General features: G+C 56.0%; 23 protein-coding genes. 12 read left to right on the top strand and 11 right to left on the bottom strand.

The window, feature by feature from the left end; genetic code table 11:
- Window positions 1–129 precede the first annotated feature (129 nt).
- The 4 genes from kbl to PGR79_RS12770 all read left to right on the top strand — a co-directional run bounded on the left by kbl (window position 130) and on the right by PGR79_RS12770 (window position 4,223).
- Window positions 130–1,323, top strand: a complete 1,194-nt coding sequence (gene kbl, locus PGR79_RS12755) for a glycine C-acetyltransferase (RefSeq protein WP_113374040.1) — start codon at window positions 130–132, stop codon at window positions 1,321–1,323.
- Window positions 1,324–1,335: 12 nt separating this feature from the next.
- Window positions 1,336–2,361, top strand: a complete 1,026-nt coding sequence (gene tdh / locus PGR79_RS12760; RefSeq protein WP_015369171.1) for an L-threonine 3-dehydrogenase — start codon at window positions 1,336–1,338, stop codon at window positions 2,359–2,361.
- A gap of 175 nt (window positions 2,362–2,536) precedes the next feature.
- The gene (locus tag PGR79_RS12765) at window positions 2,537–3,265 is read left to right on the top strand and encodes a hypothetical protein (protein WP_213317601.1); all 729 of its coding nucleotides are present in this window, start codon (window positions 2,537–2,539) and stop codon (window positions 3,263–3,265) included.
- Window positions 3,266–3,431: 166 nt separating this feature from the next.
- The gene (locus PGR79_RS12770) at window positions 3,432–4,223 is read left to right on the top strand and encodes a glycosyltransferase family 2 protein (protein ID WP_087858941.1); all 792 of its coding nucleotides are present in this window, start codon (window positions 3,432–3,434) and stop codon (window positions 4,221–4,223) included.
- Between the two features lie 6 nt (window positions 4,224–4,229).
- Here the strand turns inward: PGR79_RS12770 and PGR79_RS12775 are convergent, their stop codons facing one another.
- The 3 genes from PGR79_RS12775 to gpmM are packed head-to-tail and all read right to left on the bottom strand — an operon-like array spanning window position 4,230 to window position 8,006.
- A complete protein-coding gene (locus tag PGR79_RS12775; protein WP_045390634.1) occupies window positions 4,230–5,177 on the bottom strand; it encodes a divergent polysaccharide deacetylase family protein in 948 nt (315 codons plus the stop codon).
- A gap of 3 nt (window positions 5,178–5,180) precedes the next feature.
- On the bottom strand, window positions 5,181–6,452 hold the full coding sequence (envC, locus tag PGR79_RS12780) for a murein hydrolase activator EnvC (RefSeq protein ID WP_045390637.1): 1,272 nt from the start codon (window positions 6,450–6,452) through the stop codon (window positions 5,181–5,183).
- A 9-nt stretch (window positions 6,453–6,461) separates the two neighbouring features.
- Entirely contained in the window at window positions 6,462–8,006 is a 1,545-nt protein-coding gene (gpmM, locus tag PGR79_RS12785) for a 2,3-bisphosphoglycerate-independent phosphoglycerate mutase (protein ID WP_113374038.1), read from the bottom strand.
- Between the two features lie 246 nt (window positions 8,007–8,252).
- Between gpmM and PGR79_RS12790 the strand changes: the two genes are divergently transcribed.
- From PGR79_RS12790 to cysE, 5 genes are all read left to right on the top strand, one after another.
- Complete coding sequence (locus PGR79_RS12790; protein ID WP_015369178.1) at window positions 8,253–8,684, top strand: rhodanese-like domain-containing protein; 432 nt, start codon at window positions 8,253–8,255, stop codon at window positions 8,682–8,684.
- A 105-nt stretch (window positions 8,685–8,789) separates the two neighbouring features.
- On the top strand, window positions 8,790–9,041 hold the full coding sequence (gene grxC / locus PGR79_RS12795; protein ID WP_015369179.1) for a glutaredoxin 3: 252 nt from the start codon (window positions 8,790–8,792) through the stop codon (window positions 9,039–9,041).
- Window positions 9,042–9,100: 59 nt separating this feature from the next.
- Window positions 9,101–9,568: a protein-export chaperone SecB gene (gene secB, locus PGR79_RS12800; RefSeq protein ID WP_015369180.1), complete on the top strand. Its 468-nt coding sequence runs from the start codon at window positions 9,101–9,103 to the stop codon at window positions 9,566–9,568.
- Window positions 9,568–10,587 carry an NAD(P)H-dependent glycerol-3-phosphate dehydrogenase gene (gene gpsA / locus PGR79_RS12805; RefSeq protein WP_015369181.1) on the top strand — a complete coding sequence of 340 codons (1,020 nt, stop codon included), beginning with the start codon at window positions 9,568–9,570 and terminating at the stop codon, window positions 10,585–10,587. The genes secB and gpsA overlap by 1 nt, the downstream gene beginning before the upstream one ends.
- An 80-nt stretch (window positions 10,588–10,667) precedes the next feature.
- Complete coding sequence (cysE, locus tag PGR79_RS12810) at window positions 10,668–11,489, top strand: serine O-acetyltransferase (RefSeq protein WP_004106845.1); 822 nt, start codon at window positions 10,668–10,670, stop codon at window positions 11,487–11,489.
- A gap of 81 nt (window positions 11,490–11,570) precedes the next feature.
- Here the strand turns inward: cysE and trmL are convergent, their stop codons facing one another.
- The 5 genes from trmL to PGR79_RS12835 all read right to left on the bottom strand — a co-directional run bounded on the left by trmL (window position 11,571) and on the right by PGR79_RS12835 (window position 16,436).
- On the bottom strand, window positions 11,571–12,044 hold the full coding sequence (trmL, locus tag PGR79_RS12815) for a tRNA (uridine(34)/cytosine(34)/5-carboxymethylaminomethyluridine(34)-2'-O)-methyltransferase TrmL (protein ID WP_113374037.1): 474 nt from the start codon (window positions 12,042–12,044) through the stop codon (window positions 11,571–11,573).
- 119 nt (window positions 12,045–12,163) lie between these two features.
- Entirely contained in the window at window positions 12,164–13,348 is a 1,185-nt protein-coding gene (gene lldD / locus PGR79_RS12820; RefSeq protein ID WP_113374036.1) for an FMN-dependent L-lactate dehydrogenase LldD, read from the bottom strand.
- A complete protein-coding gene (lldR, locus tag PGR79_RS12825) occupies window positions 13,348–14,121 on the bottom strand; it encodes a transcriptional regulator LldR (RefSeq protein ID WP_015369184.1) in 774 nt (257 codons plus the stop codon). Before lldR ends, lldD begins: the two co-directional genes overlap by 1 nt.
- Window positions 14,118–15,773, bottom strand: coding sequence for an L-lactate permease (gene lldP / locus PGR79_RS12830; protein WP_087858944.1), 1,656 nt, complete (start codon window positions 15,771–15,773; stop codon window positions 14,118–14,120). Before lldP ends, lldR begins: the two co-directional genes overlap by 4 nt.
- A 300-nt stretch (window positions 15,774–16,073) precedes the next feature.
- Entirely contained in the window at window positions 16,074–16,436 is a 363-nt protein-coding gene (locus PGR79_RS12835; protein WP_015369186.1) for a YibL family ribosome-associated protein, read from the bottom strand.
- A 275-nt stretch (window positions 16,437–16,711) separates the two neighbouring features.
- On the opposite strand from PGR79_RS12835, the gene PGR79_RS12840 reads away from it, so the two are divergent.
- Window positions 16,712–16,936, top strand: a complete 225-nt coding sequence (locus PGR79_RS12840; RefSeq protein WP_087858945.1) for a hypothetical protein — start codon at window positions 16,712–16,714, stop codon at window positions 16,934–16,936.
- Here the strand turns inward: PGR79_RS12840 and mtlR are convergent.
- The 3 genes from mtlR to mtlA all read right to left on the bottom strand — a co-directional run bounded on the left by mtlR (window position 16,925) and on the right by mtlA (window position 20,681).
- Window positions 16,925–17,521, bottom strand: coding sequence for a mannitol operon repressor MtlR (gene mtlR / locus PGR79_RS12845; RefSeq protein WP_020077694.1), 597 nt, complete (start codon window positions 17,519–17,521; stop codon window positions 16,925–16,927). The genes PGR79_RS12840 and mtlR overlap by 12 nt on opposite strands.
- Entirely contained in the window at window positions 17,521–18,669 is a 1,149-nt protein-coding gene (mtlD, locus tag PGR79_RS12850; RefSeq protein WP_113374035.1) for a mannitol-1-phosphate 5-dehydrogenase, read from the bottom strand. Before mtlD ends, mtlR begins: the two co-directional genes overlap by 1 nt.
- Before the next feature lie 101 nt (window positions 18,670–18,770).
- The gene (gene mtlA / locus PGR79_RS12855; protein WP_047047680.1) at window positions 18,771–20,681 is read right to left on the bottom strand and encodes a PTS mannitol transporter subunit IICBA; all 1,911 of its coding nucleotides are present in this window, start codon (window positions 20,679–20,681) and stop codon (window positions 18,771–18,773) included.
- A gap of 538 nt (window positions 20,682–21,219) precedes the next feature.
- Between mtlA and PGR79_RS12860 the strand changes: the two genes are divergently transcribed.
- Together PGR79_RS12860 and PGR79_RS12865 are read left to right on the top strand one after the other, a co-directional pair.
- Window positions 21,220–21,585: a DUF3302 domain-containing protein gene (locus PGR79_RS12860; RefSeq protein ID WP_087858947.1), complete on the top strand. Its 366-nt coding sequence runs from the start codon at window positions 21,220–21,222 to the stop codon at window positions 21,583–21,585.
- A gap of 2 nt (window positions 21,586–21,587) precedes the next feature.
- Window positions 21,588–22,724 (top strand): HlyD family secretion protein, encoded by a 1,137-nt coding sequence (locus tag PGR79_RS12865; protein WP_113374034.1) that lies wholly within the window; start codon window positions 21,588–21,590, stop codon window positions 22,722–22,724.
- Window positions 22,725–22,778 lie beyond the last annotated feature (54 nt).

The following is a 22,778-nucleotide window of genomic DNA, read 5'->3' on the forward strand; positions in this document are numbered from 1 at the left end:
CATTCGCCGAAAAGGTGCTGGCCGTGCGTGATTTATGCTGCAAATTATTCATTCAGGCATGCATCATCTCGTATCAACGTATAGCTTTGGGTAATATGTGCCAAATTTTGCCGAATCTGGAGAGTTGCAATGCGTGGTGATTTCTACAAACAGTTAACCAATGACCTGGATACCGCGCGCGCGGAAGGGTTGTTTAAAGAAGAGCGTATCATTACTTCGGCTCAGCAGGCGGACATCACCGTCGGCGACAGCCACGTCATTAACTTCTGCGCCAACAACTATCTGGGCCTGGCGAACCACCCGGAACTGATTGCCGCGGCGAAATCCGGCATGGACAGCCACGGCTTCGGGATGGCCTCGGTGCGCTTCATCTGCGGTACCCAGGACACACATAAGCAGCTCGAGAAGAAGCTGGCGGATTTCCTCGGTATGGAAGACGCGATTCTCTACTCCTCTTGCTTTGATGCCAACGGCGGCCTGTTTGAAACGCTGCTTGGGCCGGAAGATGCCATTATCTCTGATGCCCTGAACCACGCGTCGATCATCGACGGCGTGCGCCTGTGCAAAGCTAAGCGTTTCCGCTATGCCAACAACGATATGCAGGAGCTGGAAGCGCGTCTGAAAGAAGCGCGCGAAGCCGGCGCTCGCCACGTGCTGATCGCTACCGATGGCGTTTTCTCGATGGACGGCGTGATCGCCAACCTGAAAGGCGTCTGCGACCTGGCGGATAAATATGATGCGCTGGTGATGGTCGATGATTCTCACGCCGTGGGCTTTGTCGGCGAAAACGGCCGCGGTTCCCATGAATATTGCGACGTGATGGGCCGCGTCGACATCATCACCGGCACGTTGGGTAAAGCGCTGGGCGGCGCGTCAGGCGGTTACACCGCCGCGCGCAAAGAAGTCGTTGAGTGGCTGCGCCAGCGTTCTCGTCCCTATCTGTTCTCCAACTCCCTGGCGCCGGCCATTGTCGCCGCTTCCATCAAGGTGCTGGAGATGGTGGAAGCGGGCAGCGAACTGCGCGATCGCCTGTGGGCTAACGCGCGCCTGTTCCGCGAAAAAATGACCGCAGCAGGCTTTACCCTGGCAGGCGCCGACCACGCGATTATCCCGGTGATGCTCGGTGAAGCTACCGTCGCCCAGGAGTTCGCGCGCGAATTGCAAAAAGAAGGTATTTACGTCACCGGTTTCTTCTATCCGGTGGTTCCAAAAGGCCAGGCGCGTATTCGCACCCAGATGTCGGCGGCGCATACCCCTGAACAAATTGAACGTGCGGTGGAAGCCTTTACCCGCATCGGCAAACAACTGGGCGTCATCGCCTAATAAGGGTGTGAGATGAAAGCGTTATCCAAACTGAAAGCGGAAGAAGGCATCTGGATGACCGACGTACCGGAACCGGAAGTCGGCCATAACGATCTGCTGATTAAAATCCGTAAGACCGCGATTTGCGGTACCGACGTGCACATCTATAACTGGGACGAATGGTCGCAGAAAACCATCCCGGTACCAATGGTGGTGGGGCATGAGTATGTCGGCGAAGTCGTGGGTATCGGTCAGGAAGTTCGCGGCTTTAAGCTTGGCGATCGCGTTTCCGGCGAAGGGCATATCACCTGCGGACACTGCCGTAACTGTCGCGGCGGTCGCACGCATCTGTGCCGTAATACCATCGGCGTGGGGGTAAACCGCCCGGGCTGTTTCGCTGAATATCTGGTGATCCCGGCCTTCAACGCTTTCAAAATCCCGGACAATATCTCTGACGATCTGGCATCCATCTTCGACCCGTTCGGCAACGCTGTGCATACCGCGCTCTCCTTCGACCTGGTCGGTGAAGATGTTCTGGTTTCCGGCGCTGGCCCGATTGGCGTGATGGCCGCGGCGGTGGCGAAACATGTCGGCGCGCGTAACGTGGTGATTACCGATGTTAACGAATATCGCCTGGAGCTGGCGCGTAAAATGGGCGTCACCCGTGCGGTTAACGTCGCCAAAGAGAATCTGAACGATGTGATGGCGGAGCTGGGGATGACCGAAGGCTTCGACGTGGGTCTGGAGATGTCCGGCGCGCCGCCGGCGTTCCGCACCATGCTTGATACCATGAACCACGGCGGACGTATTGCGATGCTGGGTATTCCTCCGTCGGATATGTCTATCGACTGGACCAAGGTCATCTTCAAGGGGCTGTTTATCAAAGGGATTTACGGCCGCGAAATGTTTGAAACCTGGTATAAGATGGCGGCGCTGATCCAGTCTGGCCTCGATCTTTCGCCAATTATCACCCACCGTTTCGGTATTGATGACTTCCAGAAAGGCTTTGACGCGATGCGCTCCGGCCAGTCTGGCAAAGTGGTACTGAGCTGGGATTAAACTTATTATCGTCAGGATGACGCTAATAAGCATTCTTGCTGCCCATAGTTTATGGGCAGCATATTCTTCACATATATATTGATAATAAAGTTTTTGTTATTACCACAGCCACTATTGAACTGAACCCAGTTTTATTTATATTCTGCCATATCTTCATTTAACAAGGATGGTATATATGGCGCACCCTATTTTTATCAACCGTCTTTGGCAATTGAAGAGTATTGTTTTACCGGCGTTACTGTTTTTTATGAGTTTCAGCATCCTGGCTGAGCAAAGGCTTGAACATGGCGTGCTGCAAGCCTACTGGAAGGCGCAATGGAGCGATAATGCGACCATTAATGTTCCGGCCCTCGGATTTCGCTATTATTGGCTGGATGACCAGGGGAAATTTAAAAAAGTCATCAATATATATGTTAAGGGAACGCTGAAAGAACAGTTGCTGTTTATTCGGCAGAACTTTAGTGATATCCCAGAAAATTTTATCAGATTTCGCGAGTGGTACGTTAACCAGCAGGGCAGTCTGCTGGTTAATAATATCGCGCAGTATACTGAATGCAGCAGTGAGAATTATAGCGCCGTATTGCTTTCTTTTGTTCCTGCGCAAAATAAACCTGTATCCAATATCGACGATATGCATGCTCAGGTCCCCTGCGGCGGGGACGGACGCTATCCCTGGTTAACGACATATCATTTACAGCATGAATGGAATCAGCATTCATTCAAAGAATGGCCAGATGATAATGCGAATAATACATATTCCGTTATGGCTGATGACGTGGTGGTTAAAATACGCACTATTAACAAATACTGGATCTATGCCGCTCTTTACGATGACAGCAAAGCGGACCGTATGAGTGATAAACGGGGGTACATCAGGAGGGAGCATCTCAAACCCGATAACTGACACCTGGCGGTATCGGGCAAGGTGATGAAATTTATCTCAAGGTAGATTTATTTAGATTTGGATAACATTTCTAAAATAATACGTATCTACCGCACTATTTCCGCATCGATCTTTTGCCTATTCGTTTATACAGTTGGTTTACTCTTCGTTTAATCGCATAAACCCTATGTTTAAGCTCTCAGTATGCTTGCTTACCTGTAATTCGGCCCGCTTATTACGGGAAGTCTTGCCGCCGCTGTTGCGGGTGGCGGATGAGTTTATTGTCGTTGATTCAGGCAGTACGGATGAAACGCTGCAGATATGTCAGCAGTTTGGCATAACGGTTCATCACCACCCCTATGCCGCCCACGGCCTGCAGATGAACTATGCGACCTCGCTGGCGACCCATGACTGGGTGCTATGTATGGATAGCGATGAAATTCTGGATGAACAAGTGGTTGCGGCGATTCTGGCGCTTAAGGCGGGAGAGGAGCCGGACCCCAGTTGTGCATGGCGCCTGCCGCGCTACTGGTTCGTGCTTGGCGAACAGGTGCGGACTATTTATCCCATCTCATCGCCGGATTACCCGGTACGCCTGTTCAACCGCCAGCGGGCCAGTTTTAACCAGCGGCCGGTAGACGATCAGGTGGTCGGCCATCTGACCTCGATAAGGCTGCCGGGCTTTGTCCGCCACGACACCTTCTATTCACTGCATGAGGTGTTTAACAAGCTCAACAGCTATACCACCCGGCTGGTGAAGGCGCAGAAGGTCAGGCCGTCGCTCAGTCGCGGGATCATCAGCGCTATCGGCGCATTTTTTAAGTGGTATCTGTTCAGCGGCGCGTGGCGCAGCGGCAAAGTGGGGGCGGTAACCGGCTTGTACGCCACCTTGTACAGCTTCATGAAGTATTTTAAAGCCTGGTATGCTCACGACGGTAAGCGGCAGGGAACCGTGACGGAGAAGCGCACGGATCCCTGATGAAGATTAGTTGGTGGGGCTATCCCAGCCCTGCCATTTAAGCTGGTAATACTGGACCAGTGCGCTCTGGCTGATGCTTTCGCTCAGAATGCTAAAGAAGCGGCTGGCGTTCACCGGCTCCAGCGGACGCTTCGGTTTGCAGTACTTCACGCCGTGGAACGGGTTACGCGGCTTCTGCTGCTGCGGCACGTTTGGCTGGGCAGGCGTGTTCGGCGTCGAGTTGTCGACCTGCGGTTCGTTTAGCAGGCTGCTCGGGCGCACCAGCGTGATATCTGGCGGCAGGTTATAAACCATTTGCTGTAGTACCCGCACCGTTGAAGGATGGGGATGACCAATGGCGATAGCCGAACCGTTACGCCGCGCCAGCGCGATGGCGCGATTGAACTGAGTGCGGATGTCCGCCTCGTTCTGGGTGTCGTCGAGAAACACTTTGCGTTTAATTACCTTCACGCCGGTTCCCTGAGCGGCACGCATGGCCTGGGTGTTGCCGATAGTCACACTATCGAGAAAATAGAGATTGTAGCGTTCCAGCGCCTGCATCACCTTCTGCATGCCGAACAGGTTAGAAGTCATGGCGCTACCCATGTGGTTGTTCAACCCGACCGCGTAAGGCACTTTACCGTAAGCCTCACGAATAATACGTTCGATCTCATCGCTGCTCATATCCGGGCGCAGGGTGTCTTTTTCCAGCGGTTGCTTGCTGAGCGGCGCCATCGGCAGGTGGATCAATACTTCATGGCCCAGATTATGTGCTTTGGTGGCCATTTCCCGGGCGTGGGGGGCATTCGGCAGCACGGCAACGGAGATGGTGGGCGGCAGCGCCAGCACCTTATTTTCCGTCTGCGGACGGTAGCCGAAATCATCGATAACGATAGAGAGTTTACCGGCGAAAACCGGCGCAGCAATAGCCAGTGAACCGGCTACAGCAAGTGCAATCATGCGAAATTGAAGCAAAACTTATCTTCCCAACCACGGCTGTGGATTGACCGCCTGACCCTGGCGGCGAATTTCGAAATAGAGCGACGGACGACCCTGACCGCCGCTACTGCCTACCAGCGCGATAGCCTGGCCCGCGCGGACCTGGGTACCGACGCTGACCAGCGCGCTTTGGTTATAGCCGTAAAGACTCATGTCGCCTTTGCCGTGTTCAACGACGACCACCAGGCCGTAGCCCTGCAGCCAGTCGGCGAGGATCACCCGACCGTCGGCAATGGCTTTGACTTCGGTGCCCTCAGACGCAGCGATAACCATCCCTTTCCAACGTAGTTCACCTTGCAGCTGTTCGCCATAACGATGAAGAATTGTTCCGCGAACCGGCCAGAAGGCCTGACCGCGCGGCGCGCCGAGGCCGCCGGTTCGCGACATCAATGAACGTTCGCTTTCGGTTGGTTTATAGGTGGTGCCTTTGCGCGAGGCTTCCTGCTGACGGTCGCGTACCGCCTGGGCATCACGAGCCTCGCGATCGGCGCGGGCTTTGGCTGCCGCTTCCGCCTGGGCGATGCGGCCGCGCAGGCGCGATTCGTTAGCGCGCAGTTCGCTGAGCTGCTGTTGGCCTTTCTGAATGGAGGACTCGAGGCTGGAGAGCGTCTTTTTACGCTCGTTGCGCGCCTGCTCAAGCTTGGCCTGCTGCGCTTTTTGCTCGTAAACCAGCGTTTGCTGCTGGCTTTGTTTTTCTTCCAGCATCGATTTCTGTACCGCGACTTCTTCGCGCGTCTGCTTGAGCTGGGCGATGGTCTCCTGACGGGCCTGGTTAAAGTAACCAAAATAGGCCTGCAGGCGCTGGTTGCGCTGCCCCTCTTCGCCGCTGAGGATCATCTGCATGCCGGTATGCGGCCCCTGGCGGAAGGCGGCGTCAAGCTGCGCGGCGAGGTTACGTTCCTGGGAGGCACGCTGGCGCTCCAGCTTAGCGATAGACGCGTTCATCTCGTCGATCTGCTTATTGAGCTGGTTGAGGGTATCCTGAGTTTCACGCAGCTTACGCGCGGCGGCGGAGATCGCTTCTTCCTGCGCTTTTAGCTGGGCGAGCAGAGAGGAACGTTGCTGCTGCTGTTGCTGAATCGCGCGCTGTTTGGCGGCGATATCGGCCTGAATGGATTTCAGCTGGTCGCGGTCATCGGCGTGAGCGGATGCGGCGCACAGCAATACGCCAGCGCTAAGCGCGCTGGCGTAAAGAACGGATCGAACAGCCGTTGCGATCCATGTATTTGAATAAGTCGCCTTTCCCCTCATGGGGAAGGATTATTCCACGATGAACAGCGGCTTGCCAGTCATCTCTTGCGGGATTTCCATTCCCATCAGCGATAGCATGGTTGGCGCGATGTCGGAAAGCTTGCCGCCTTCGGCTACTTTCACGGTTTTGTCGCCAACGTAGATGAGCGGAACCGGCAGGTTAGTATGCGCGGTGTGCGCCTGTCCGGTCGCCGGATCGCGCATTTGCTCGGCGTTGCCGTGGTCGGCGGTGATCAGCAGCTGACCGCCGACGGATTCAACGGCCGCGGTCACTTGTTCGATACAGTGATCCAGTGCTTCAACCGCTTTCACCGCCGCTTCCATCACCCCGGTATGGCCAACCATATCGCCATTCGGGTAGTTACAGATGATGGTGTCATACTGGCCGCCTTTGATGGCCGCAACCAGTTTTTCGGTCAGCTCGGCAGAGCTCATTTCCGGCTGCAGGTCGTAAGTGGCAACCTTCGGCGAGTTAATCAGAATACGGTCTTCGCCTTTGAACGGATCTTCTACGCCGCCGTTAAAGAAGAAGGTCACGTGCGCATATTTCTCGGTTTCGGAGATGCGCAGCTGGGTTTTGTCGTGCTTCGCCATCCACTCGCCGAAAGTGTTAACCAGTGAAGCTGGCGGATAAGCGCAAGCGACTTTGATGTCGGCGGCGTATTCGGTCAGCATCACGAAATCGAGGTTAACGACTTTCTTACGCGCGAAGCCGTCGAAGTCGGCGTTAACGAAGGCGCGGGTGATTTCGCGCGCGCGGTCAGCGCGGAAGTTCATGAAGATCAGCGCGTCGCCGTCTTCCATCGCGGCATCGGCCTGGCCCACGGCGCGGATAACGGTCGCTTTGACGAACTCGTCGTTTTCATCACGGGCGTAGGCTGCCTGCAGGCCCGCCACCGCGGTGTCGGCCTGGAATTCGCCTTTGGCCAGCGTCATCAGGTCATAGGCTTGTTCTACGCGATCCCAGCGGTTGTCGCGGTCCATGGCGTAGTAGCGGCCGATGATAGAGGCGATACGGCCTTTGCCCAGCGCGGTGAATTTAGCTTCGAATTTAGCCAGCGTGGCTTCAGCGCTGCGCGGCGGCGTGTCGCGGCCATCGAGGAAAGCGTGCAGATAGATTTTCTCTGCGCCGCGTTCGGCGGCCAGTTCTACCATCGCCATGATGTGGTCTTCGTGGCTGTGAACGCCGCCTGGCGACATCAGGCCCATGATGTGTACCGCTTTACCGGCGGCGACGGCTTTGTCGACCGCGCCGGTCAGCACCGGATTGGCGAAGAAGGTGCGTTCTTTGATTTCAACGTCCAGACGGGTCAGATCCTGATACACGATACGACCCGCGCCGAGGTTTACGTGGCCCACTTCGGAGTTACCCATCTGGCGGTCAGGCAGGCCGACTTCCAGACCGGATGCGTCAATCAGGGTGTGCGGACGTTTTGCCCACAGCGCGTCCATTACCGGCGTTTTAGCGCTATAAATGGCGTTATCCTGTTGGTCTTCACGGTAGCCGTAGCCATCCAGAATCACCAGTACCATAGGTTTTTTAGTAACCGACATTGCGACAACCTCATGCTCAAAGACAGAAAATTTGCGTAATTTTACTACAGCTGAATCGATCAAATCACCGTAAAAGATCAAAGAAAGGGAAGAGGCGACGCCAGAGCTGATGGCGAAGTCGGCTTTTTTTTCGTGACGGGCCGCAGAAAATACATTACATCGCGCTCACTGGCTGTATTTGCCGCAATGCACAGGTATACTCCTTCCCTGGTTTTTTTATCACTTAGTCGGGAGTTGTAACCCCCCATGCAAGAAATTATGCAATTCATCGGCCGTCACCCGGTCCTGAGCATCGCGTGGATCGCGCTGCTGGGTGCGGTACTGTTCACCACCTTTAAAGGCTTGATGTCAAAAGTTAAAGTCATTACCCGTGGTGAAGCGACGCGTCTTATCAACAAAGAAGAAGCCGTTGTTGTCGACCTGCGTCAGCGTGACGACTTCCGTAAAGGCCATATCGCTGGCGCTATCAACCTGCTGCCTGCCGATATCAAAGCAAATAACGTCGGCGAGTTGGAAAAACACAAAGCACAACCCATTATTGTTGTGGATGGGTCCGGCATGCAGGCGCAAGAGCCTGCCAGCCTGCTGAATAAAGCCGGATTCGAAAAAGTCTTTGTACTGAAAGAAGGCATCGCAGGCTGGAGCGGCGAGAACCTTCCGCTGGTACGCGGCAAATAATTTACCCCCGCGTCGTTATGGCGCAGCGGTTCCCCCGATAACCCCTCAGGCGGCGGGGGAGCATCTGCGGCGTAAAATCCCTCGGGGTAAAAACAGGAGTGAGTCATGGCCAATATTGAGATCTATACCAAAGCGACCTGCCCGTTCTGCATCCGCGCCAAAGCGCTGCTGAACAGCAAGGGCGTGACGTTCAACGAACTGCCTATCGATGGCGATGCCGCGAAGCGCGAAGAGATGATCCAGCGCAGCGGCCGGACGACGGTTCCGCAGATTTTTATTGATGCGCAGCACATTGGCGGCTGTGACGACTTGTATGCGCTTGATTCACGTGGTGGACTTGATCCCCTCTTGCGCTAATTTTTACGCTTTCCCCATTCAGGGGCGCGTATTTAAGGACAACACGAAAGGGTTTTACTATGTCAGAACAAAACAGCACCGAAATGACTTTCCAGATTCAGCGCATCTACACCAAAGACGTTTCCTTCGAAGCGCCAAATGCGCCGCAAGTTTTCCAGAAAGATTGGCAGCCTGAAGTTAAACTTGATCTGGATACCGCTTCCAGCCAGTTGGCTGAAGGCGTTTATGAAGTGGTGCTGCGTGTCACCGTAACTGCTTCGCTGGGCGAAGAAACCGCATTCCTGTGCGAAGTACAGCAGGGCGGCATCTTCTCCATCGACGGCATCGATGGCAACCAGATGGCGCACTGCCTCGGCGCGTACTGCCCGAACATTCTGTTCCCGTACGCTCGCGAGACCGTTACCAGCCTGGTTTCCCGCGGCACCTTCCCGCAACTGAACCTTGCGCCGGTGAACTTTGACGCGCTGTTTATGAACTATCTGCAACAGCAGGCTGGCGAAGGTGCTGAACAACATCAGGATGCCTGATGAACGCGCTTAATGCTGCAATGACTGTGATCGGTGCCGGCTCTTACGGCACCGCTCTTGCCATCACCCTGGCAAGAAATGGCCACGAGGTCGTCCTCTGGGGTCATGACCCGAAACATATCGCGACGCTGCAACACGATCGCTGCAACGCCGCGTTCCTTCCCGATGTGCCCTTCCCGGACACGCTGCGCCTTGAGAGCGATTTAGCGACGGCGCTGGCCGCCAGCCGCGATATCCTCGTGGTGGTGCCGAGCCATGTCTTCGGCCAGGTTCTGCGCCAGATTAAACCGCTGATGCGTTCCGATGCGCGTCTGGTGTGGGCGACGAAAGGTCTGGAGGCCGAAACCGGCCGTCTGCTGCAGGACGTGGCGCGTGAAGCGCTGGGCGATGACATCCCATTAGCGGTCATCTCCGGTCCGACTTTCGCCAAAGAGCTGGCCGCCGGCCTGCCGACGGCGATTTCGCTGGCGGCGACGGATCCGCAGTTTGCGGAAGACCTTCAGCGCCTGTTGCACTGCGGTAAAAGCTTCCGCGTCTACATCAACCCGGACTTTATCGGCGTACAGCTGGGCGGCGCGGTGAAAAACGTTATCGCCATCGGCGCCGGAATGTCTGACGGTATCGGCTTTGGCGCGAATGCCCGTACGGCGTTGATCACCCGTGGGCTGGTGGAAATGTCCCGTCTCGGCGCGGCGCTGGGCGCCGATCCGGAAACCTTCATGGGCATGGCCGGGTTGGGCGACCTGGTACTGACCTGTACCGATAACCAATCGCGTAACCGCCGTTTTGGCATGATGCTCGGACAGGGCATGGACGTGCAAAGCGCGCAGGACAAGATTGGCCAGGTGGTTGAAGGCTATCGCAATACCAAAGAGGTTCGCGTTCTGGCGCAGCGTTTAGGCGTCGAAATGCCAATAACCGAGGAAATTTATCAGGTATTGTATTGCGGAAAAATTGCGCGCGAGGCAGCATTGACCTTATTAGGTCGCGCACGCAAGGACGAACGCAGCGCCAACTAGCCGCAGGGAAAGTCTGTTACCTGTATGACCCGGTCAGCGAAGAACTGACCGGTCATAATTCTTACCGTCTGGAGTATGCAATGCCGTGTGAAGAACTGGATATCGTCTGGAACAATATTAAAGCCGAAGCCCGGGCTTTGGCCGACTGTGAGCCGATGCTCGCCAGTTTTTACCACGCAACGCTACTCAAGCACGAAAATCTGGGCAGTGCCCTGAGCTATATGCTGGCGAATAAGCTGGCCTCGCCGATTATGCCCGCTATCGCCATTCGCGAAGTGGTGGAAGAGGCCTATGCCGCTGACCCGGAGATGATCGCTTCCGCCGCCTGCGATATCCAGGCGGTACGTACCCGTGACCCTGCGGTCGATAAATACTCAACGCCGTTGCTCTACCTGAAAGGCTTCCATGCGCTGCAGGCCTACCGCATTGGCCACTGGCTGTGGAATCAGGGGCGTCGCGCGCTGGCTATTTTCCTGCAAAACCAGGTCTCCGTCTCTTTCCAGGTCGATATCCATCCGGCGGCGAAGATTGGCCGTGGGATCATGCTCGACCACGCCACCGGTATCGTGGTCGGTGAAACGGCGGTGATTGAAGACGACGTATCCATTCTGCAGTCCGTGACCCTCGGCGGTACCGGCAAAACTAGCGGCGACCGTCACCCGAAAATTCGCGAAGGCGTGATGATTGGCGCCGGGGCGAAGATCCTCGGCAATATCGAAGTCGGGCGCGGGGCGAAGATTGGCGCCGGTTCCGTGGTGCTGCAACCTGTGCCGCCGCATACCACCGCCGCAGGCGTACCGGCGCGCATCGTCGGCAAGCCGGAGAGCGACAAGCCGGCAATGGATATGGATCAGCATTTTAATGGCATCCACCATACCTTCGAGTACGGCGACGGGATTTGATTTATTGCCATTTGCCGCTGTTAAGCTCAGAGAGGTAGCCCGGATAAGGCGCAACGCGCCGCAATCCGGGAACCGCTCAGGTTAGCTGCGCAACACGGCTCCAGGGTATCCCAACTGACGCCAGGCTTCATACACCACCACCGACACCGCGTTTGACAGGTTCATGCTGCGGCTGTCCGGCATCATCGGAATACGGATTTTTTGCTCCGCCGGTAGGGCATCGAGAATGCTGGCCGGTAGGCCGCGCGTTTCCGGACCAAACATCAAGAAATCACCATCCTGATAGCTTACCGCGCTGTGGGCGGGCGTGCCTTTGGTGGTGAGGGCGAACAGCCGCTGCGGCTTCGCGCTGGCGACAAATTCTGCGTAATCCGCGTGGCGCTGTACGGCGGTGAACTCGTGATAATCCAACCCGGCGCGTCTCAGGCGTTTATCGTCCCAGGTAAAGCCCATCGGCTCAATGATATGTAAATTGAAGCCGGTGTTGGCGCACAGGCGGATGATATTGCCGGTGTTCGGCGGGATTTCTGGTTCGAATAACACGATGTTCAGCATACTGCCCCCTTAATTGCGGGGGGCAGAATAGCAGATATTTGTTGAACCCTCACCCCGACCCTCTCCCAGAGGGAGAAAACCGATTCCAGCAGGGGCGGTGTAAGGGAAAACGCGGGGAATTACGCGGCGTTGCCCTGCTTGAGCGCATCAAAGGTCTGCAGCGCTTCGGCATTTTGCACCAGCGAATCACGGCTGATTTCGCTGATGGATTTCGCCCCGGTCAGCGTCATCGCCACTTTCATCTCTTTCTCGATAAGAGTGAGCAGATTCGCCACCCCTTGCTTGCCGTGGGTCGCCAGCGCGTACAGATACGCGCGGCCTAGCAGCACGCTGTCAGCGCCCAGGGCGATCATCCGCACCACGTCGAGACCGTTGCGGATGCCGCTGTCGGCGAGAATAGTGATGTCGCCTTTAACCGCATCGGCAATGGCGGGCAGGGCGCGGGCGGAAGAGAGCACGCCGTCAAGCTGACGGCCGCCGTGGTTAGAGACGACAATACCGTCAGCGCCGAAGCGCACCGCATCGCGGGCGTCCTCCGGGTCGAGGATCCCTTTGATCACCATCGGGCCGTCCCAGAAGTCGCGGATCCACTCCAGGTCTTTCCATGAAATCGACGGATCGAAATTATTCGCCAGCCAGCCGATGTAATCCTCAAGCCCGGTCGGTTTGCCGAGGTAGGCGGAGATATTGCCCAGATCGTGCGGGCGACCGTTGAGACCGACGTCCCATGCCCACTGCGGATGAGTGACGGCCTGCCAGTAGCGGCGCATGGCGGCGTTCGGACCGCTCATGCCAGAATGGGCGTCGCGATAGCGCGCGCCGGGGGTCGGCATATCCACGGTAAAGACCAGCGTGGAGCAGCCCGCAGCTTTGGCGCGCTCCAGCGCATTGCGCATAAATCCGCGATCGCGCAGGACATACAGCTGGAACCACATCGGGCGCTTGATGGTCGGGGCGACCTCTTCAATCGGGCAAACGGAAACGGTAGAGAGGGTAAACGGGATGCCTTTGTCGTCCGCCGCGCCCGCCGCCTGCACTTCGCCGCGGCGCGCGTACATGCCGCACAGTCCGACCGGCGCCAGCGCCGTCGGCATCGCTAGCTTCTCGTTGAATAACGTGGTCTCCAGGCTCAGATCCGACATATTGCGCAGAATGCGCTGACGGAGCGCCACGTCGGAGAGGTCTTCAACGTTGCGGCGCAGGGTATGTTCGGCGTAGGCGCCGCCGTCGATATAGTGGAACAGAAACGGTGGCAGGATACGCTGTGCGGCGGCGCGATAGTCGCTGGCGGCGGAAATAATCATCACGAGTTCTCCCTGGAATTTTCATTGTGGTCACCGGGCAGGCGGGTAATGCGCGCCTGGCGGGCCTGGTCTTCATCAAAACGTTTAATGGTGGCGTGGACAAAACCGAGGTGAGCCATCATCGCCTGGCGGGCGCCTTCCGCGTCGCCGGCGAAGATCGCTTCCATTACCGCCTGATGTTGTTCGGTCAGACGCGCGAACACCGGCGGCACCAGATACATGCGCTGGCGGCTCTGCTTCACCGAGGATTGCAGAAGCTCGAAGAAACCGCGCATGGTTTGCAGCAGCACCACATTATGTGAGGCTTCAGCGATCGCCAGGTGGAAGCGAACATCCGCCTGTGAGGCGAGATCCGGGTCATCGCTGAGGGTGGCTTCAAAACAGAGGCGGATTTTTTCTTTTTCGGCGTCGGTGGCCCGCATCGCCGCGTGCCAGGCGGTGCTGGCTTCAATAGCGTGGCGGGCTTCGAGAATATCAAAACTGTAGTCGGGGTCGTCGGCGAGCAGCGTTTTCAGCGGCTGGACGATGTTTTGCTCCGACCAGGGTTCATGCTGCCAACGCACGAAGGTGCCGCCGCCGCGACGGCTAAGCAGCACCCCTTCGTTGACCAGCATCGCCAGCGCTTCACGCAGCGAATTGCGTGAAACACCGAGCTGGACGGCAAGCTGGCGCTCGGCGGGCAAACGCATGCCCGCCTCCAGCTGTTGTTCTTCTATCAGCGCCCGGACGCGGTTTGCGACGTCGTCAGCCAGGCGTTTTGGCATCACTTTCACGGAATCATCCAGGTTAAGACATAAGCCTGCAGGGTGGTAATCAGGCCCACCATGCAGGTGAATATCAGGCTGTGCTTGACGGTAAAGCGGAACAGGTCCGACTCTTTACCCACCAGGCCTACCGCGGCGCAGGCAATGGCGATCGACTGCGGCGAAATCATCTTGCCCGTCACCCCACCGGTGGTATTCGCGGCGACCAGCAGAATATCGGAGACGCCGATTTGCTGGGCTGCCGTCGCCTGCAGCGCGGCGAATAGCGCGTTAGACGAGGTATCCGAACCGGTCAGGAAGACCCCCAGCCAGCCGAGGAACGGCGAGAAGAAGGTAAACGCATGGCCGGTATGCGCCAGCGCCAACGCCAGCGTCGATGACAGCCCGGAGTAGTTCGAGATAAAGGCGAACGCCAGCACCATACCGATGGAGTAAATCGGCAGCGCCAGCTCTTTCAACGTCCCGGCGAAGGTGGTCAGCGCATCCTTTGGCTTCATACGCAGCCAGACGATAGACAGTATAGCGGCGAACAGAATGGCGGTGCCGGTCGCCGACAGCCAGTCGAATTTATACACCGCGGCGTACGGTGTCGCGGCGCTCACCACCGGCGGCATGCGGGCGACCATTTTGTCGAGGAACGGTACCGAGATGTTAACCACGAAGTCATACATCGCCCCGCCCGGCGCAAACAGCGCTTTAAACGGCGGTACGCTCCACAGGGTGACGGTGGCGGTGAGGAACAGGAACGGCGACCAGGCGCGAATAACCTGACCGGCGGTGTAATGCGTACGCGCCAGGGTTTGATCAACCTGCGCTGCCCCCATGTCGCCAAAGCGGAAGATACGTACCGGCTGCCAGCGTTTGAGGAACAGCGTCAGGCATACCAGCGACACCAGCGAAGAGATGATGTCCGGCAGTTCCGGGCCGAGGAAGTTAGAGCTGAGGTACTGTGCGATAGCGAACGAGCCGCCCGCGACCATCACCGCAGGCCACGTCTCTTTCACCCCGCGCCAGCCGTCCATAATCGCCATGATCCAGAACAGCACGATAATGGTCAGGAACGGCAGTTGGCGGCCAACCATCTGGCCGATGGCGAAACTATCGATGCCGGTCACCTGACCGGCGACCAGAATCGGGATCCCCATGGCGCCGAAGGCCACCGGCGCGGTGTTAACAATCAGGCACAGCCCGGCGGCGTATAGCGGATTGAAGCCGAGCCCGACCAGCAGCGCGGCGGTGATCGCCACCGGCGCGCCGAAACCGGCGGCCCCTTCGAGGAAGGCGCCAAAGGAGAAGCCCACAATCAGCATCTGCAGGCGCTGGTCCGGCGTAATTGAAAGAATCGACGAGCGGATAATGTCGAACTGCCCGGTCTTCACCGAGATTTTATAGACGAAGACCGCGGCGATAATAATCCACGCGATAGGCCACAGGCCGTAGAAGAAGCCGTATACCACCGACGATAAGGCGCGGTCGACCGGCATTTTGTAGAACAGCAGGGCGACAAGCAGCGCGATGGCTACGGTCCAGGTGGCGGCGACATAGCCTTTAAGCTTGAGCTTAATCAGGGCGAAAAAGAAAAACAGAATCGGTAGTGAGGCGATAAGGCTCGATAGCCAGATATTACCAGCCGGATCGTAATTTTGTTGCCAGAGGTTCATGCAGGTCTCCATCGGGCCACATCCAATGCGTCAGGTTGGGTCTGCGCCCATTGCCGATCACACTGTTTGTAAAATTGGCCCAGCCAAATTGCGATTGTAGGGTTAACGACAATTGATGGTTAACCAAATGTTATGGCATGGCAACGCGTTTGTGATGCAAAGTGATGGATATGTGAACCGATTGACGGTTTAAGAAATAATTGGTTGGGCCAATTTGGCGAGGAAGGGGGAATTGGCTGTGAGTTCACGGCCCGGTAGGGCTACCGGGTAATAGACGACGAACTCACAGCGGGCAAAAGATTAAAACTCGCTCTTCGCGAAGCCGGTCATCTCTTTAAGGCCCATTTCACGGCCCAGCGCGGTCATCGGGTGGACGACAACCAGTCCGCGCACGCTTTTCTTCAGCTTGCCCATATCGGCCTGCTCTTTCTTGGTAATGGCGCGACGATGCGGCATGCTCATCAGCTTCTGCGCTTCTTTGCTCAGCTTCTGCGACTGAACGGAACGCAGACGTTCGATTTCCGTTTCCAGGGTCGCTTTTTCTTTTTCCAGCTCCGCGTATTTATCGGCGGCTTCGACCAGCGACAGGTCGGCCTGCTGGTGGCGGATGGCGTCGAGACGGTCGCTCAAACGCTTGATTTCATTCTTTTCGACTTCTTTCATGGTAATTTTATCTGTGAATAAAAGGGCTTCGACGTTACATAGTATGGGCCGGGCGGGCCTTTGTTGATAGTTTTTTATCGAAATACTCGCGGCGACACGGCCATAAGCATAAGAATCAATATATTATAATTGACTGAATAATAATGATATTGTCGTTTTAACTCAGCTGTTTGTCATTTTTGTGAAGCCTGACGGCCATTCCGCACGTTTTCCTCAACTTGCTCCCTTTTTTTCGCCAATCCTTAATCAGATCCCCCTGAACAGAGGAGAGCGTGATGGCGAAAATCGGCGACGGCATCCCACGTATCATCGATAAAACGGTAGATTTCATGGCCTCGAGCCAGGCGTTTATGGAATATCTGAAAAAATGCCCGCGTTTACAGCGGATACCGCGCGATATTCCTGAGGATAAAAAAGCGCTATTTCTGAGTCGTCTGGAGTATTACCGGCAGCTGTACCGACCGACGTGCGACCAGCAAGAAACGGAGTCAGAGCGTTGATTTCTGGAAGGCTTTTTTTAAGCTGATTCGGGAAATCAGCTCAGTCAGAGACAACACCATCGTAGAACGTACCATCTGCTGGTAGCGCAGTTTCTGCATTGCCAGCAGTTCCTTATCGCTCTCATCAAACAGCGGCGTCGGCGGAAGCGCGGCGACGCAGTGCAGCTCGCCTAACGGCCCGAGAATTTCATCGTCGGTGAAAGCGTACTCATTGCCGTCATGATTGAGCTCTTCACGCAGGGCCATCAATAGCTCGGCATCTTCGTATTCGGCGCGGCTTATCACCCCAAGGCCGTAGATAAGCTTCAGGCGTACGGAAAGGTCGCCCAGCGGCCCACTGCCGTCCAGCAATGGCTCCACTGCGTATTTCACCGCGTAATCGTCTTTGCGGAATACCTGAAGTACCAGAATATTGACCGCCTCCGTCAGGAGTTCGACGGCGGCTATCAGGAAACTTCTTACGGTCTTACCAGCATTTAAACGCTCAAGTACGCGGTTTTCAAATGCCTGTGTTTCTTCCATTATTGCCTGCATATCGGACAGGAGTGGTATTGGGCGCGGCATCGGCCGCGCCAGGTTGTACATCATTTTACCGCGTTGTAGTCGTTAACGGCTTCCGCCACTACAGCGCTTGCGGCATCCAGACCGGAAATCTGCGCCAGCGCAGCCTGTGGCCCTTTTTCGCTAATCAGCGCCGCCAGTTCTTGCGCTTGCGGATCGTCTTCGCTGCGGAAATGCATGGCCGCGGCAATCCCTTTCACCAGGTTCCGGTGCGGAAGGCCGTATTCCAGCGTGCCAAGCAACGGCTTGATTAAACGATCGCCCGCGCTCAGTTTACGCAGCGGCTGGCGGCCGACGCGCTCCACATCATCTTTCAGATACGGGTTCTCGAAACGACCGAGGATCTTCTGGATATAAGCCGCGTGTTTCTGCGCATCAAAGCTGTAGCGTTTGATCAGCACCGCGCCGCTCTCTTCCATCGCGCCTTTTACGACGGCGCGAATGCTCTCATCGAGAATCGCGTCGCGAATCGTTTGATGGCCCGCCAGTTTCCCGAGGTAGGCGGTTATAGCATGCCCGGTGTTTAAGGTGAATAGCTTACGTTCGACAAATGCCATCAGGTTATCGGTTAATTCCATTCCTGGGATGTTCGGCAGCTCGCCTTTAAACTGGGTTTTATCCACAATCCATTCGCTGAAGGTTTCAACGGTGACTTCCAGCGGATCGTGGGTAGCGGAAGCCGATGGCGGCACGATGCGGTCTACGGCGGAATCGACGAAGCCGATATGCGCTTCAACCCATGCTTTATCTTCTTCCGCCAGCGCGTTAAACACATGGCCTTTCAGCTGGGTGGTGCCGCGCACCATGTTTTCGCAGGCGATGATATTCAGCGGGCGTTCAATACCCTGCGCTTTGCGTTTCACCAGGCCTTTGGCGATGGCCGGAGCGATACGCTCCAGAACGACGGGACCGACGGCGGTGGTCACCAGGTCGACAGTGGCGATCAGATCCACCACTTCATCGCCAATGCTGCTGACGGCATTCACGCCGGAGACGGTGTCAACCTGTTCGTTTTCGCCCACCACGTGAACCTGATAGCTATGACGGGCATTCAGGGCGTCAAGGACCACCTGATTAACATCGGCGAACGTGAGGGTGATACCGGCGTCAGCCAGCAGTTTGCCAATGAAGCCACGTCCAATATTACCTGCGCCAAAATGTAATGCTTTCATAGTATTAACCTTCAATTAATGTTTTTACCTGAGAGGGCTGGGGTGAGGCATTTCCCTCACCCCAACCCTCTCCCAGAGGGAGAGGGAATGGACCTCGCGGGTTATTTATTCAGCAGCGACAGGACTTCTTCGACGCTGGTGGTTTTCGCCAGCCGCTCAATCACGGTTTCGTCATCCAGCGCGTTGGTCAGGCTGGTGATAACGTGAATGTGTTCGTTGTTGCGGGCGGCGATACCAATGACCAGACGTGCGACTTCATCTTCTTCTTCACCGAAGCGCACGCCTTCCGGATACTGGCAGAAGACGACGCCGGTTTTCAGCACCCGGTCTTTCGCTTCGATGGTACCGTGCGGTACCGCGATGGATTCGCCAAGATAGGTCGAGGTCAGCTTCTCGCGGTCGAGCATCGCCTGCACATATTCCGGCTCAACGTATCCACCTTTCACCAGTTGTTCACCGGCGAAGCGAATCGCCTCTTCTTTGGTGGCCGCTTTGCGCCCAAGGAAGATGTTATCCGCGCCCAGCTGGAACAGATTTTTGTCGTCATTATCAAAACTATCTTTCAGGCTATCGGTGACTTTCACTTCGTTGTCGATGTGGCGCTGGGCCGCCACCAGACGCTCGGTCAGGCTGGTGTACAGGCCGCTGTCGAGGAAGTTGGTCAGCGAAATATGCTGCGCCTGTGGTACCTGGCGCATGGCGCGCTCGGTCAGATCGCGGTGGGTGATCACCAGGTCGACATCCGGCGGCAGGTTGTTAATCGCGCTGTTGGTAACCGAAATGTTGCTCAGTCCGGCATCCTGCACCTTCTTACGCAGTACCCCGGCGCCCATGGCGCTGGAACCCATACCGGCGTCGCAGGCAACGATGATTTTACGCACGTGGCTCAGGTCGTTAGCCACGTCGCCCGCCGCCAGCGGCGTCGCCGCGCCTTTGGACTCGGCCTTCATGTCGTGCATGCGACGAGTCGCCGCTTCGATATCGTCTTCTTCTTTCACTTTGCTGGTTTTCAGCAGGATGGCAGAGACAATAAAGGAGACCGCCATCGCCGCAATAATGGCCGCGATGTTAGCGAAGTAGGCGCCTTTTGGCGTCATCGCCAGTACCGCCAGAATGGAACCCGGGGAAGCAGGGGAAACCAGGCCGCCGTTGAGGATAGTCAGGGTGAAGACGCCGGTCATACCGCCGAGGATAACGGCCAGAATCAGACGCGGGTTCATCAGCACGTACGGGAAGTAAATTTCGTGAATACCGCCCAGGAAGTGGATGATTGCCGCACCGCCCGCAGACTGCTTCGCGCTGCCGCGGCCAAAGAACATGTACGCCAGCAGAACGCCCATCCCCGGACCCGGGTTAGCTTCAATCAAGAAGAAGATGGATTTGCCAAGCTCATGGGACTGCTGGATACCCAGCGGCGAGAAGATACCGTGGTTAATCGCGTTATTGAGGAACAGGATTTTCGCCGGTTCAACAAAGATAGACGCCAGCGGCAGCATGTCGTGCGCCACCATGAAGTTAACGCCGGCCGCCAGCAGTTTTGACAGCACTTCAACCGCCGGGCCGATGCCGAGGAACGCCAGAATGGCAAGGATCATCCCGATAATGCCGGCGGAGAAGTTATTCACCAGCATTTCGAAACCGGATTTGATCTTACCGTCTACCCAGGCGTCAAATTTCTTAATGCAGTAGCCGCCGAGCGGGCCGGCGATCATCGAGCCGAGGAACATCGGCATATCCGCACCAACGATAACGCCCATGGTGGTGATAGCGCCGACGACGCCGCCTCGTTCGCCGCCAACCAGCTTACCGCCGGTATAACCGATCAGCAGCGGCAGCAGGTAGGTGATCATCGGGCCGACCAGCTTCGCCAGCGTCTCGTTCGGCAACCACCCTGTTGGAATAAATAACGCGGTGATAATCCCCCACGCGATAAACGCGCCGATATTCGGCATCACCATATTGCTGAGGAAACGACCAAAGCTTTGCACTTTGATCTTGATATCGGATGACATAAAACACCCCTTCTTCTGTTTTGCTTATCGCGCAGGCTGAACGCCCGAGGTTTGTTGTTAATGTGGCGGCAGAGGTAGCCGGACCCTGATTGATAGTGCGAAATCTGGCACTGAATCGTTAAGCTGTCCAGCGAGCGACTTTTTATGTGATTTGCGTCACATGAATATAGGTGTCTGGTACTTATATGTAGTGATCTTCATCACAAAAATGATGTGTAAAAAAACAACAACAGGAGATGAATGGCCATAAATCGCATATTTATGTGACGTTTATCACATTATAACTTTGTGTTTTTGTTATTTGTTTGTGATGCATATCACAAAATATTTTGCACTCAATTCCGCTGTGTGTGATCCACCGCAGGTTCTGCTTTCCCCAGCGGCCAACGATGTAACTTTGCAACCCGTCTGGGCGAAGAACATTTTTTGCCGCTAATGGCGGAAATGAAAGCGGTGAATTATGCTCAAATTGTCAGTCAGGCGTCGCTTCAGCGACGCTCACAATTCCAATAATCTATTAGCGTGAATCGAGGAAATTATGTTTCTCAATTATTTTGCGCTGGGCGTTCTGATCTTCGTTTTCCTGGTTATTTTTTACGGGATTATAATTTTGCACGATATTCCGTATCTGATCGCGAAGAAACGTAATCACCCGCACTCTGATGCGATTCACGTCGCAGGGTGGGTTAGCCTGTTTACGCTGCACGTGATATGGCCATTTTTATGGATTTGGGCGACCCTTTATCAGCCGGAACGCGGCTGGGGAATGCAGCATAAGCCGAATGACGCAGAGCCTGATGGCACCGACAGCGAGCTGGCGCAGCTCAATCAGCGTATCGCGGAACTTGAACATAAAATCGCGCATTTGCAGCCGACAGCGCCGCCGTCCTCGCCGGAGAAATAATCATGGACCTGTTGATCATTTTGACGTACGTGGCCATTGCGTGGTCGGTATTTAGAATATTCCATATTCCGGTAAATAAATGGACAGTCCCGACAGCGGCCTTAGGCGGTGTATTTATTGTTAGCGCGCTTATTTTATTAATGAACTATAACCACCCTTATACTTTTACTGCGCAGAAAGCGGTTATTTCCATTCCTATTACGCCGCAGGTTACCGGCATTGTTAGCAGCGTGACCGATAAAGCCAACCAGCGGGTGAAAAAGGGCGAAGTACTATTTACTATCGACCCGGCGCGCTACCAGGCGCGTGTCGACAGGCTGCAGGCCGATCTGGTCACCGCGTTGCATAGTATCAATACCCTGAAAGCCCAACTGCAGGAAGCCCAGGCGAACACCGTGCGCGTCTCCGCCGAGCGCGACCGGTTGTATAAAGATTATCAGCGCTATTTGAAAGGCAGCCAGGCGCGGGTCAATCCGTTTTCGGAAAGCGATATCGATAATGCGCGGCAAAACTACCTTGCCCAGGATGCGTTGGTGAAAGCCTCGGTCGCCGAGCAGGCGCAGATTCAGAGCCAACTGGATAGTACGCTGAATGGCGAACAGTCGCAGGTGGTGAGCCTGCGCGCGCAGTTGGCGGAAGCGAAATATAACCTTGATCAGACCACCGTCCGCGCGCCGAGCGATGGTTACATTACCCAGGTGCTGATTCGCCCGGGAACCTACGCCGCGTCGCTACCGCTGCGCCCGGTGATGGTCTTTATTCCGCAACAAAAACGGCTGATTGTCGCTCAGTTCCGCCAGAATTCGTTGCTCAGGCTGGAGGCTGGCGATGATGCCGAAGCGGTGTTTAACGCCCTGCCAGGGCAGGTGTTCCACGGTAAACTGGTCAACGTATTGCCGGTGGTGCCTGGCGGGACTTATCAGGCGCAGGGTTCGCTGCAGTCGCTGAGCGTCACGCCGGGTAGTGATGGCGTGCTGGCGACAATTGAGCTGGATCCGGATGCGCAGGTCGATGCGCTACCCGACGGCATCTATGCCCAGGTGGCGGTCTATTCCGACCATTTCACCCACGTGTCGGTGATGAGAAAAGTGCTGCTGCGCATGACCAGCTGGATGCACTACCTCTATCTCGATCATTAATGCGATCGGCGGCAGGTTGAGACAATGTCGCGCCTGCCATTTGCCTGCGCCTGA

This window comes from Klebsiella sp. 141161 (genome assembly GCF_050600815.1).
GTDB lineage: Bacteria > Pseudomonadota > Gammaproteobacteria > Enterobacterales > Enterobacteriaceae > Klebsiella > Klebsiella aerogenes.